The 12,717-nt window shown below is 53.6% G+C and carries 10 protein-coding genes and 1 pseudogene; 1 reads left to right on the forward strand and 10 read right to left on the reverse strand.

Annotation, left to right across the window (positions count from 1 at the left end; genetic code table 11):
- Window positions 1-139: 139 nt before the first annotated feature.
- Window positions 140-940: pseudogene (locus tag CVV68_RS13255) on the forward strand (integrase core domain-containing protein); the annotation flags it as partial.
- Window positions 941-1,205: 265 nt separating this feature from the next.
- On the opposite strand, the gene CVV68_RS23170 reads toward CVV68_RS13255, so the two are convergent.
- The 10 genes from CVV68_RS23170 to CVV68_RS23190 all read right to left on the reverse strand — a co-directional run bounded on the left by CVV68_RS23170 (window position 1,206) and on the right by CVV68_RS23190 (window position 12,701).
- Window positions 1,206-2,189 carry a hypothetical protein gene (locus CVV68_RS23170; protein ID WP_146238889.1) on the reverse strand — a complete coding sequence of 328 codons (984 nt, stop codon included), beginning with the start codon at window positions 2,187-2,189 and terminating at the stop codon, window positions 1,206-1,208.
- On the reverse strand, window positions 2,186-4,375 hold the full coding sequence (locus CVV68_RS23175; protein ID WP_146238890.1) for a glycosyltransferase family protein: 2,190 nt from the start codon (window positions 4,373-4,375) through the stop codon (window positions 2,186-2,188). The genes CVV68_RS23170 and CVV68_RS23175 overlap by 4 nt, the downstream gene beginning before the upstream one ends.
- Complete coding sequence (locus tag CVV68_RS23180) at window positions 4,368-4,964, reverse strand: hypothetical protein (RefSeq protein ID WP_211320838.1); 597 nt, start codon at window positions 4,962-4,964, stop codon at window positions 4,368-4,370. Before CVV68_RS23180 ends, CVV68_RS23175 begins: the two co-directional genes overlap by 8 nt.
- Window positions 4,965-4,974: 10 nt before the next feature.
- Window positions 4,975-6,234, reverse strand: coding sequence for a nucleotide sugar dehydrogenase (locus CVV68_RS13260; protein ID WP_110501492.1), 1,260 nt, complete (start codon window positions 6,232-6,234; stop codon window positions 4,975-4,977).
- Window positions 6,235-6,308: 74 nt separating this feature from the next.
- On the reverse strand, window positions 6,309-7,760 hold the full coding sequence (locus CVV68_RS23185) for a hypothetical protein (RefSeq protein ID WP_146238892.1): 1,452 nt from the start codon (window positions 7,758-7,760) through the stop codon (window positions 6,309-6,311).
- 552 nt (window positions 7,761-8,312) lie between these two features.
- Window positions 8,313-8,456 (reverse strand): hypothetical protein, encoded by a 144-nt coding sequence (locus CVV68_RS23495; RefSeq protein ID WP_170133167.1) that lies wholly within the window; start codon window positions 8,454-8,456, stop codon window positions 8,313-8,315.
- A 360-nt stretch (window positions 8,457-8,816) separates the two neighbouring features.
- A complete protein-coding gene (locus CVV68_RS13265; protein ID WP_110501493.1) occupies window positions 8,817-10,445 on the reverse strand; it encodes an IS1182 family transposase in 1,629 nt (542 codons plus the stop codon).
- Window positions 10,446-10,646: 201 nt separating this feature from the next.
- Window positions 10,647-10,856, reverse strand: a complete 210-nt coding sequence (locus CVV68_RS13270; RefSeq protein ID WP_110501494.1) for a transposase family protein — start codon at window positions 10,854-10,856, stop codon at window positions 10,647-10,649.
- Between the two features lie 42 nt (window positions 10,857-10,898).
- Window positions 10,899-11,423 (reverse strand): transposase family protein, encoded by a 525-nt coding sequence (locus CVV68_RS13275; protein ID WP_170133168.1) that lies wholly within the window; start codon window positions 11,421-11,423, stop codon window positions 10,899-10,901.
- Window positions 11,424-11,546: 123 nt separating this feature from the next.
- Window positions 11,547-12,701 (reverse strand): hypothetical protein, encoded by a 1,155-nt coding sequence (locus CVV68_RS23190; protein ID WP_146238894.1) that lies wholly within the window; start codon window positions 12,699-12,701, stop codon window positions 11,547-11,549.
- Between the last annotated feature and the right edge of the window lie 16 nt (window positions 12,702-12,717).

Raw genomic sequence — 12,717 nt, forward strand, 5'->3', positions numbered from 1 at the left:
TTCTCATCAAAGAAATGAAGCAACCACCATCACCCCAGACAACCGTTATGTGCCATGGAACACCGACCGAAACCCAGAAATCAGCGCAAACACGGCTTCACCAGCAGGTCGGGCCACATAATCAGACCGGGCACAGAAAAGCGACAACGGGGTGGCTTTTAACCAGGCCCGTCGCGGTGTCATTGGCGCGACCGACACCTTCCTGGCGGAGCAGGGATGCCACGGGATCACCGGGCGGGTGAGGCATCCGCAAACTCAGGGGAAGAACGAGCGCAGCCATCAAACTCTCGTCAGGTTCCTTGATGCCCATGCCCCGCGGAATCTGGAACAGCTCTCCAAGCTCTTAGTTCAGTACAGGGAGCACTACAATTACCGGCGCCGCCATCAGGCGTTGAAAGTCGACAACACCTACCTCACTCCCGGTCAGGCGTGGGAGGCCGGGGAACACCGCGGCTCGGACGGAACCCCGATCGATATCGCCGAGTTGCAAGCCGCCGCGACCGCTTACGGGGACCGGAAACTGGCCCAGAACGCCGCTGAATCGCCGGCTGGACCAGCTGGCGGTGAAGACTTGGCCTTGCAGCCTTCCCAGGACGTCCTTCCCGCCCTCAGCGTCATGCTGCGGGACCAGCCCGAGGATGTTGTGGAGATTCGGCGGACCAACCCGCAGATCTATTACCGCGGCCGGATCTTCAAGGTTCCCACCTATCTGGTGGGCACCTACCAGTTGGTGGCCACGGCCACTGGATATACCTTATTCGGCAGCCATGATGGGGAGGAAAGCCTTTACTTCCCACTGCCTGTGCGTGTCGCCTCGAGCAAGCGGCTGGTGCCGTTGTGGCAGGTCCATGGCGCCAGGATCCGTAATCCAAACCCGGCATGGGTGCAGAAGGGGATCGAGTACGAAAAGGACCATTACCTGACCGATTCCGTGGGTTGACCGGAACTTCCACCTCCGCGCGCACGGTGTCAACGAAGACCTGAGTTTTACTGTCAGCGATGTGTTGACATCGTGTGTAAAGGAAGTCGTGAGCGTGACTGTAAACGATGTGGTGAGCACGAGTGTAAACAAAGAAGCGAGTGGTTACATCCGGGTAGGTGGTTATAGCCAAGAATGCCAAATTACGAAGAGCTACCAAAGTCCGCTTTACAGGTCACGCTGGAATATTCGTGGATGACCTGCCTGTATGTGGATCGCCGAATGACTAATTCTTGTCCCCAGAACCGCGACTAGACCAAAACGCCAGAGCGCGGCGCTCCGCCGTCTCCAGATCACCAATCGAGGGACTACAACTAAATACCGTGGCGGAACAACTAGCAAGTGCTTCTGGCTTTGGGTATGTCCGCGAGACAACCATGCCACCTCCGTCGAGGCTGAGACCGTCCAACAGAGCCGTAACAGCTTGTCTGATACCCCGAGGCTGGAGCGTCCCACTCGGTGGGGAGAACGTCGCGACATTCCAACCTCGATTCGTCGCAGCCTTTGCCAGTTCTTGATCCTCAATCGTAGAAGAGCCTATGAACACCATCGAACTATTCGGTGACTTCTCAATATCGAAATGCCATTCACCTGCCGCGGTGTTCACCGTATGTGAAGACTTTCCATCGGCAATGGATCCCAGCCAACCGCGCCAAGAATGGTGGTAACTACTGAGTCCACTGATTGAGGTGGGGTTTGGAATTGACGTTGCGATCCTGGATACCGAGACAAGTTCTAGCCAAGAAGCCTCAGATACGCCTTGCTCTGAGAGATCAACAATGAGTGAAACTCCAAAATCTGTTTTGACCTCCGCCAATTCGGCATGGACATATTGGGTCCAGCTTTGCCGAGGAGTGACCCACGAGTCTTCTTCACGAATATGTGCAATAGCCCAGCCAAATGGACGCAGCGATTTAAATACGGCCATATCGGTTGCGGCAACTACTCTAAATTCTAATGACGCTTGCTGAAGTTGATAAATCGCGTCCGCTGCTGGCTGCAGTGCCGTTCCATACTCTCGAAAAGCGGGAAAGAGTACGACAGGAAGAGATCCCCTTCTCCCCACCGAAAGACCAAGTCCGCCATCGAAATTCATGGCACCGGGGCTCTTCGCATCTGTTAAACGGGGGAGTCCAAAATTGCGAGGAAGAATGCCTCTTGATGATTCGTGGCGCGTTCCAACGCGGCCATTAGGCAAATGAGCAATCAATTGACTGGCTCCTTTGCGAGGTCGGAAAGGTGACGTGCCGCAGCATATGCACCGTTTTCGAAAGACCGAGCTGCCAAGGCGTTCCGGATACCCCTTCGGGTATCGTGATCTGCCAAGCTGCCAATAGCGTCAGAGATGCTCATGCTTGCCCCAGGACCTGAAGCGAAACCGAGTCCGTGATCGTGAGCATACATGGCCCGTCCTATCTGATCGTCTGTAATCGTATTGCCATTTGCAATCCAAAGTGCCGGAACACCATATGCAATCCATTCGTGGTATGAATTGTATCCCGTTGCAGAAATTACAAAATCGAATGCAAGTGCATATTTTGCCAACGGATATACAGATATAGTTCGAACACTTTCGGCAATAGGAACATTGTCAGCAATAAGAGGATTAGTAATAAATATCTCCCATTTTTCCTCGAGCATATTAGCCGCACCTATAACTGCTTCAACATCGCCATCGATCTTATTTATATTGCCGGCCCCAAGCGTAATGAGCATGACGTTGGCTTTCTCATCAATTCCAAGAGCCTCGCGAGCTTGTTTACGGTCTAGAATCTCTGACTTGTCCATTACCACGATGGGATTCACCGGCAAACCATCAAGGGCTCGGCGGGTTGGACCACGATCATATTCTTCGGCTATATCCCCAGGAGCAATCACTGAGTGGAAATTCGTATTTCGGAGTAGCGATGTCGTCTGCGTTTGTTCTCGCCACATGCCGCGCCGCATCCAAACGAAGGTGGCATCGTATGAATTGATCGCATTCGTTATTCCCTGATAGGGCCAAGTCCCGTCAAATACAACGACGTCTGGATTTGCTCGGTCCAAAGCTTCCATGAATTTCTTGTTGAAGAATTTATTCCATTCCGGGCCGTTCGCTCCAAGGTCACCCTTGGATGCAATATATTCAAAATCATAACCGTATTCAGCAACTACGCCACAGGCTTGCGAAAGCGAGATGAAACTTGCGATGACATCCGGGTCCAAGCGACGTGCAACAGCTAGGAGACGCGTAAGGTGGCCCATGCCGGCACCGTTGCTTGTCACAAAGCACACTCTCCCACCGGTTGCGTTGTGCCGCGTATCCTGCCCAGAGGAGTCAGGGCGCGCCCTACCACTTGAAAGGTCGCCAAAAGGCAGGTTGCTGCGGATTCCCAACATCGGCCATTTGTTTCGGCCAGCAGCGAAAGTCCTAGATTCTGCAAATAGAGCAGCATCTAGGAAACCGCGATTTTTCACCAAATCGTTGATTGAGACTTCGTCTGGAGTTTTTTCGTAGTACATTGCTGCGTCTTCAAAATATCGTTTCAGCCGTTTCGGAAGGAGGACTGGTATCGACTGTTCCAAACACGAATATATATCTTTGCGCCACTCGTTGCCTTGGAAAGCATTCTCGGGGACGATGAAAGCGTCTAGCGCAGCGATAAATGGCACTCTTGTGTCTGGCACAAACGGAAATCCAAGAACTATGTCAGGATCATCACGCCCTGTCTGCAGGACCCCTGGCACAGTGTCCCGAAGGCAAAGACGAAGACCCCCTTCCTCTGCAAAGCCCTCAGAAATTCGTTTCAATTCCCCATTCAACTTTTTGTTTCCCTGAGCGTAGGCAGCACCAATCCACAGCTCATTGCGATTGGGCTTCAAGGGGCTCTCAGTGAGGGTACTTGATTCGTTGTGGTACTGCCATTCCAATACGGAATTCTTGACTCTGGCATCTTGTAAGTATTCAACGTCAGCTCGGGTGCAGCCGAGGAGAATAGGTAAGGAATCGGAATATTTGTCAGATTGCTCATTGACAAGTTCAAGCAATCCGTCAGTTAGGAATTTTTCTGGTTCATCCACGACAAAAGCCAAATTTTCTGTCGCAATGATTCCGCGCAAAGAACGCTGGCTGAAGACTTCAGAATGGTAGACGATTGTTGTCTGCGCTTTACACGAATCCCTGACGCCTAATATTTGGACACAATTGTTAAACGCCGATTCAATCAGTCGACTATTTCGATATCTTTTAGGGTCGCCGCTTTGCATAAGTGACATAATTCCAACGGAGAGTTCCTGAGACAGGAAATTCTTCATATCGGATACAATGTCAATGCCAATACTCTCGGGCGTATCCAAGGCGGTAACAAGGAGAACGTCAACCTCCCTGAGATTATTGCGACCGATAAGATCAGTCATCTTTGTGATTCCTTCCGGTGGACGCATCGGCCCCACTTGAACGTGATGGCAGCAAAACCTCGTCAGAGACACAGCGAAGTGCCACCTTAATTGCTGAAAGATCAGCCAAAACCATATCTTTCAAGACCGCTGCACTCAGTGCTGCCACTTCATCGACTGCTAGGGAAGTAGGTTCCAAGTGGAGGTCGTCAATCGATTCGTTGATACTTACTGAAATTTGTCCGATTTGGCGAAGTCTCAGTTCATTTTTGTGTTGGTCGGCCTTTACCTGATCAAGTCCGACCTGAACACGCATTGATATTTGCCCGATCTGACGAAGTCTCAGTTCGTTTGCCGTCCCGGAGGCTTGCAACCCGTTGACAACCTGCAGAAGTTGTGCCAATTGGCCTTCAATGGCCCGATGGCCTTTGATCGACCGGCGTTGTAGTCGAGCGTTTGCTTCGATAGAAACGATTAAGACAAGCGACAGCGCGCAAAGAATGAGCAAAAGTTCCATTATATGAAGCCAGGAGGGAGAAAAAGCCAAAATCGCTACACCTATGACTGCGATTGCGGCGAGGGCACAAAGTCGTTTTCTGTGGATTGTCATGAGAGTTTGACTAGAGCCTTCTTGCCGATGAAGAAGTTGAGGTTACGCCTCGCGTGTCAAAGAAAATTTTGGAAGTTTCAGCCATGGCGTCGAAGTCGTAGTCACGATGTTGCTGTAGAAGAACTACAATGTCAGCGTTACTTAACGCAGTCTCGAGATCGAGAACACGCAGGGTTTTTTCGTCCCCATTGGCCCAAACTTCGACTCGAGGATCGTGGAATTCCAGATTAGATCCCTTTTCTCGAAGAATGGCTGCAATTGGCAATGCGGGCGATTCTCGCTGATCCGCGATGTCAGCCTTGTATGTTACACCCAACAACAACACCCTGGAGCCCTTTAGGGCCTTGCCTTCTTCGTTGAGAAGGTCCTGGATCCTCTCGACAATGTAACGTGGCATGGAATTGTTTATTTCTTCCGCCAATTCGACGAATCGGAAGGGATACCCAAGGGTTTTCTCGACCTGATAGCTCAGATAGCTGGGGTCAATGGGGATGCAGTGACCGCCTACACCTGGCCCGGGATAGAATGCTTGGAACCCGAAAGGTTTAGTTTTCGCCGCGTTAATGACTTCCCAAAGATCAATTTCCAATTCGTGGCAAAAACGAGCCATTTCATTTACCAGAGCGATGTTGATGTGCCGGTAGGTATTCTCCAAGAGCTTTGCAGTCTCTGCTTCACGGCTACTCTTTACCTGAACAACGGTATCGACGAAGGACACATAAAGCTCTGAAGCTTTCGTCGTTGAATCAAATGTAACTCCGCCAACAACTTTGGGCGTATTCTCAAGACCGTAGGTTGGGTTGCCTGGATCAATTCGTTCCGGCGAAAATGCGAGCCAGAAATTTTTATCCAACACAAGATTGGACGTTTCCAGAATAGGAAGGACAAGTTCCTCGGTCGTGCCTGGGTAAGTCGTTGACTCTAGGATTACGGTCGATCCATGAGTCATGTTCTTTGCTACATCTCTAACGGCTCCCTCGACGGCGGACAAGTCAGGGCGCCCTCCGTCTGCAAGCGGCGTAGGCACGCAAATGACTATGTATCGGCTGTCGGCCAACACTCCTGGATCGTTGCTCGCCGAATAGCCGGCCGTCAGCATTTCAGACAAATCGTCTTGACTTACGTCACCAACGTGAGAAAGTCCGGCGTTCAAATTGCGGACCGTCTCACTGTTTCTTTCAAGACCTACAACGCTTAGCCCTGCCCGTGTGGCAGCGCGAGAAAGCGGTAGTCCCACATATCCTTGGCCTATTACTACTAGATCAGTCATCAGTGCCCTTTCTATAACCGGTACTCTTGGTCAATATTGTAATTCCAAAACATCTCAGTAGCGGTTCCAACAACTCACAATGAGCGTGCGGTGGCGAGAGTCGCCATTGATAGGAGAACCGTGGCATGCTCGGGTGCTGGTTGGTTTGCATTCATAATATCACTGGCTCGCTCCAATAGTTCATGCGACCAGGGAGCCAGTACGGCCCACCGGCCTGCTACCGAAGCATATTTTCCTGTGCCTGCACTACCATCGATGAAATTGGTCAGGGTAGCTCCAACCTCATCTGAGGTGCACATTAGTGAATTAAATGTTTCACTAAATCGTTTCATATCTATGTCGTCAAACACAAGACCGGCTTTGAATCCTTCCACGGCTGCTTCGATAGCAACAACTGCATGCGAGGCGTCTTCACAACGTTTGTTGGACTTTCTAAATTTGCGCCATTCGGAAACATGGTCGTCGACGCCGTATCCCGCATAGTTTATGCCTGCCCTTGTAAAATAGGGCCAGACATAAGCCTCTCCTCCGTCGGTGGTAACAATTTCTAAATCAGCATAAAAATGTCGCAAAAGGGATTCGGCGATATTTCTGTATATGGTGTTGTTTGTCAACTTGGCAAGTTGGATATAACAACGAGCAATCGACAGGCCATGGTTCAATGGGGCATCTGTTGATTCAAAGTCGTAGGGCGCGTTTGCAGCAATGATAAAGCAGGCACCATTACGGCTCGGCCGAATGTCTGGTTCATGAAACCTCAAGGCGTCCGCTGCTGCGGCTTGGAAGCGAGTCGCGTATTTTTGGAACTTGAAGAGTTCGACCTGGTCATGAACCAGCACGCAGAACTCAAGAAGAGCGGTACAGATCTGTCCCGTTTCTACTGCTGATACATAGAATTGCTCTTGAAGGATGAATGTACCCTCTGGCGGGAGCGCACCGTTATGAACCATTCCAGTCATGCGTGCAGCAGGCAGAGGCTGTCGCCACCCTCGTTCGGCCAAAACTCTGCCTACGAACCGTTCAGCATTCTCCTCAAGTACGAGATCAGAGAATTCTGCCATGATTGATTTGCTTTGGTCTAGGAAAATGAGATCAAAGCTGTCGTCGTGTTGGCGTATCTCGACTGAAACTGCATTTTTAGAACGGATTTCCAGTCGGGCAGGACAGTCGTCTATTTCTATTGCGCATATATTGGTAGTATACGGCTGCCCGGATCGCCATGCGGGTGCGGTGATACCCCGGTAGTCAGTGGAATCGACTTCAGTATCGCGGCCTAGGAGGAACTGTTCTGCATTACCAATAAACCGCCGCAGATACCTTTCGTTGCCTGAGTGCCTGTACATCTGGAGGTAGGCGCGAGCAGCAATGGCCGCACCCCATGCCAAGGAGCCCCGATCTTCTTCGAGTGAGGCAGCCTGATATCGAGGACTACTCTGCATGGCAGGAAAAAGTGCGTCCAACTGGTCGAAATTGCTGGGATCGGCAAAGTCAATACGGTTGAGGCAAACGTCAAGATAGCGTGCCAATTATGACCTTTCAAGCTGTCTAAAATACTCATGAGGTTTCTTGGAGCTGTTCATCTAAAATGCGCAAATGGCCCCGGTCAGACTAACAGATGCGCCAGCCGTTTCCAATTTTAGCTATTCGACCGTGACTTACTTGTCCGATCCGCTGCACTTTCGCCTACTTCGGGTCAACTGGCCGTCCAATTTTGGCCGGTCGGTTGACGACTGGTGAGTGTGGTTGAATCTTCCTTGTGGCGAAGTTAGCACCTCATCTTGGGGATGATCCAGGACACGATTCGTATTACTTCAATTAGGGGCGGGGACGAATACCAGGGTCAATAGAGCAGGGCTTCTGCAAAGTCGCTTAGCTGGTAGTTAGGCCGGCGAGTTTGAGGGCGCGGTGCAGGTAGTTGCGTGTGCCACGGGTAGCTTTGGCAAGGTTTGTTTTACCTTCAAGCCGCAGGATCGTGATGGAGATGTAACCGTAAGGACGCCATGACATGCGGCGCGCTGCCCCGCCGGACCTGGCTGGTGTCTTCATCGTTATGCCGAATTCGGCATAACGGTGAGTACCTAGTGGGCTTCCCGGGAGTGCAGGTATTCGGTATGCTCCCGCTGGGGATGCAACGCATCCACAGAGACGACCACGCCCTCAAGGTCCTTGATTCCCTCCAGCAGCGGCTTGAAGTACGTGATCTCGTTATGCTTTTCGGACACGTTTTGCTGCACGAGGACGGCCCCGGGGTGTAGTCGATGCCGGCGAGCAGGTGGATCCTGGGGCCGCCGCCGTTCTTGGCGCCACGGACTTTCTTGCCGTCAATGGCGATGGCCGACACCTGTGCCAAGGACTGCGACCATGCTCCGTCCAGCTGGTCTAGGTCGTTGGTTTCGAACGGCCGTTTGAGCGGTGCCGTTGCCGGTTGGGGCCGATTTTTCGGCGGCATGGGGTCGGTTTGCAGCGCATCACTTCGGCCGGATTTTGCGGTCGGCGCCCGTTTCCTGGCCGGCAGGTGACTCGTGAGGGCCGGCAGGGCGGCATCCGGCCCGGTCTGGGGCCGGGCGCCCTCTTCCCGCCCCTCATGCCGGGACCGCTGCCGGCGCGGAGGGGACTATCTGGCTGATTTTGAGCACGCCAAGCCGGGCGATGTTCACCGCGGCGGCCAGGAGGGAGAAATCGGCTTTTACCTTGGCCAGGCCCCTCACCCTTGCCCGACGACCACCGTGTTTGCGCCGCATCATGTGCCCGAGCTTGCGTTCGACCTTCGGGCGCGTGGCCCGGTACTCCTCCCGCCACGCCGGGTCCTGTTGTGTTTGCCGGGCCCGCACGAGTTCGTCCTCATACGCGCTGATGCTGATCGTGCGTCCGGCCTTCGAAGTCGTGCATTGACTGGCGAGCGGACAAGCAGCACAGATAGCACCGAAAGCGGCCCTGCCACCGCCGGCCTTGACCGGGCGGATCGGCACGGACACCTTCGCCGGGCAGCTCACCGTCCCAGCCTTGGTATCGATGATGAAGCGGTCCTTCGGGTAGCGCCCACCCGGGGCGACCGGTGGCTGAACCTTCACCATCACCGTCGCACCGGCCGCCTCCAACTCCACCAACAACGCCCCGGCCCCGTTCGCGGCATCCCCATACACAGCCAACGACTCATGGGCCTGTGCGCCGCCGGCTTCCACGACCTCGCCCGTTGATTCCTCCGCCGGCTCCGGGGACGTCGGGGTATTCAGTTCATTAGCGAGCAGCCCGGCCGCGGGTGCGGCATCGCCGGTGTTCCCGGCCGTGGCCGCGGTCGCGGTGATGATCTCCGAATCCGGGTCAATGGCCACATGGCCCTTGTAACCATCGAAGCCACGCGCGGAGGTTTTATGCCCATGCCGTGCCTCGGGATCAACCGTGGAAATCACACGATCCTTCGCGACCCGCCGGGCGATGTGGAACACCCCGTCCACACAATCCAAGTCCTGCCCGAGCAGGGTCGCCAGCAACTCCCCGGCCTGAGCCACCGCCTTCCCCAGCTCCATGCCTTCCAGCACGGCCAAGGCCGCGTGCCCATCCTTGGCCAGGGCATCCACAACCTGTTTCCGGGCGGCAGCATCATCCCAGGCACACACCGGTTTCCCGGCCGTGGCATAGTCATCATCACGGTCAAGAACCGCACGCAACAAGGATTCCAGGTCGGCGTCAGCGACCTTCAGCAGGCCCCGGATACCGGAACGCAGCAGCGTCACCGTATCCATCGTCGCCACCGCGTCATACAACGGCGTTGAATCCAACACCCGCTTGCGCCCCACCAACCCGGCAGCCCTCGCCGCCTCCAACGTCACCTGAAAAATCCGGTCGGGAGCCTCCGAGGACGCCAACCGGGCCCGCATATCCACCAACACCGTGTGCACGAACCCCGGGTAATCAAAATCCAGGCCACCGGCCGCGTACTTCCAGCGTGCGTCGAAAGCGAACCGGTCCACCGCTTCACGGTCCGAGCAGCCCTCGATGCGCTGGAGCACCATCACGACCGCCACGATCATCGGCGGCACCGACCGCCGGCCCACATCAGTAAACAAATCAGCAAACATCGCATCCGGGAAAAGATTGAAGCACTCCCGATGCAGCACCGCATAGATAAAGTCTTCCGGTACGCGGCCATGGCAATAGTTGACCGTGCTGCGCAGCAAGTCACCCTGCGTCGGGGCCAGACCTAACGTCATCAACTACTCCTGAATCCCGGGAACCACCTAACCAATTTTCCCAAGACTTCAACCGTGTCCGGTGACCGCCACGCCACCAAATGAAAAACACCAGCCACCTAGGGCATCAGCGTCCAAAAGATGAAGAACCTTGGCCAAAGTTGTGGCGTGCGGAGCGCCAATGCCGGGGGTGGCGAGCTGGTCACGGGCCGTGTCGGCCGCTCATTCAGCCATCTCGACCAACGATGTCGCCCCAGACAATACCGAGCACACCATGATCACCAGTAAGTGTGCGAAGCGGTGCCGCACCCCGCGCCGTTTCCTTGGATCTGGCAGCCCGCACAACGCTGCCAGGACCTTGCCCGGATCAATCTCCATCTGCCCAGCCGAGGCGAATTCGTCAACGAACACTGCAAAATGGGATGATGGCATGCGAGAACTCCTGACAATACAGACGATTAGACACCACCTGGATTAACAGGAGTTTCCACTTCTTAAAAGCCACGACCTCGTTCGTCTGGCGGGTGCCCGCTGATTGGCCAGGCAGTGTCCGGCATGGAGGCGATGTGAGCCTGATCTGCTGCTCTTGTAGGGAACATGAGAAAGCATTCCACGACATGCCCAGCACCCCTTGTCCGCCCGGGTGACCAGCCAGGTGATCATGGCCTCAAAGTCCATGGTGAACCTGGCGTCGGGCCGGACGAACGGCACGCGCTGGACCACGACACCGTGTGTCAGACAGCGCAGCCGGCGGCGCAGCATCGTCAGCACGGTCACCTTGCCTGCGACGTTCAGGTGCCGCCAGGAAGATTCCGTCCAACGGGTGTCGTAGCCGGCCATGGTCGAGAAGTCGCAGTGAGGGCATTCCAAGCGCTTACGGGCATTCGACGCCACCCGCAACACCAACGGATCGGCGGCTCCAACGGTGCCCGGCTCAACATCGATGAAGCGGACCCCTGTCAGGTTCAGGACGCGGTTTAGTAGAGTAGTAGCACGCATGCTAACTCCAGAATGGGTAACTCCAGAATTTGGCTGTGTGAGAACTACCAAATCTACCGGGTTACCCATGCCCCATAACACACAAATCCTGACCCACACATACGTCAGGAGAGCCAAAATTAATCACGCTGAAGCTCCAAGTTGTTGTACAAGATAGCGAAGATCATATGCTGAACCAACTCCAACGCGATGATCTGCATAGTACTTCATTGAACTAAGGATTGAATCACGTGAAGCAGCTATTGACGTTTTACAATCTTTGCTAGCGGTATCCCTTTTGAATAATTCCATATTAACGCCAATAAAAATTTTCTTGGAATTAAAACCTATCTGCTTGACCCAGTCGACGGCATCCGCCGGGGTGTGCGGGTTGGCATTGCAAGTGGACGCGCCGACTCTGTCACTGACCATTATTTGAATCGACTGCCCACCTTGGCTAGTAATTGTCGCAAGTAGGTTGGCGAAGAGTTTGCCGCTGTTTGCCGTCAAGAGGGCTTTTTCGATATGATCAAGATCACGGACCTTCTTGGTTGTGAAGGGTGCAATGAGAAATTTCTTTCCGCGAGATATGTTTTGGAGCGTTTCGATTTGTTGGACATAATAAGCATTCCAATAATTAAGGTTGTCCTCGACGTTGAGGGTGGCAAGATTCATCTCGTAAGAACCATACCAATTAAATTCCAAATCTGAATTGCCGGACTTTGTAAGCCACTGTTTAAATGATACGGCTGCGGACTTGCTTATCCTATTGAGCAGACTGGCTGCTTCATTCAGGTCTCGTCCGGCATCGCGATATGGCAGTACTGTGCCAACTGAAATCGTCGAAAAGTGGCACTTGGACTTTGTGTTTGGGAAATACGGTTCAAGCGTTGAAAGTGAGTCGAAAAGCATGACATTATTAAGTGCTTGCGGTGATGCGGCAAGTTCCTGGGCTTTTTTTAGGTCCGGGATAGATTGGGTAATTGATTGGAGTATCAAGCCAGGCATTTTACCTGATCCGGTATTCTTTATCGTTGCCTGACATAGGGACGCCAGCCCTTCTCTAAGGCCTTGGCTTCCTCCTGGATAGAATGCGGGAGACACAAAGATCTGCTCGATGCTATCCAGAAGTTTCATTGTGTCCGAATTTGGGGCCATCGTGGAAGTGGCGGTCGGCGCTCGGTTCGTTTGTGGAGGATTGATTTTGATGGTTAGGGCAAGAATTATCAAAATTGCGACAACAGCGATCGTCCCTATGATGTTTCTGAATCGGAATATTGAATTTTGTTGGCGCTGCATTTCCTTTTCCCCCGAT

This window comes from Arthrobacter livingstonensis (genome assembly GCF_003219815.1).
Classification (GTDB): domain Bacteria; phylum Actinomycetota; class Actinomycetes; order Actinomycetales; family Micrococcaceae; genus Specibacter; species Specibacter livingstonensis.

Coding starts and splice junctions, on each gene's coding strand:
- CVV68_RS13260 (WP_110501492.1), bottom strand. CDS start 6,234: ATGACTGATCTAGTAGTAATAGGCCAAGGATATGTGGGACTACCGCTT.
- CVV68_RS13275 (WP_170133168.1), bottom strand. CDS start 11,423: ATGCGTGCTACTACTCTACTAAACCGCGTCCTGAACCTGACAGGGGTC.
- CVV68_RS13265 (WP_110501493.1), bottom strand. CDS start 10,445: ATGACGTTAGGTCTGGCCCCGACGCAGGGTGACTTGCTGCGCAGCACG.
- CVV68_RS23180 (WP_211320838.1), bottom strand. CDS start 4,964: ATGACAATCCACAGAAAACGACTTTGTGCCCTCGCCGCAATCGCAGTC.
- CVV68_RS13270 (WP_110501494.1), bottom strand. CDS start 10,856: ATGCCATCATCCCATTTTGCAGTGTTCGTTGACGAATTCGCCTCGGCT.
- CVV68_RS23175 (WP_146238890.1), bottom strand. CDS start 4,375: ATGACTGATCTTATCGGTCGCAATAATCTCAGGGAGGTTGACGTTCTC.
- CVV68_RS23190 (WP_146238894.1), bottom strand. CDS start 12,701: ATGCAGCGCCAACAAAATTCAATATTCCGATTCAGAAACATCATAGGG.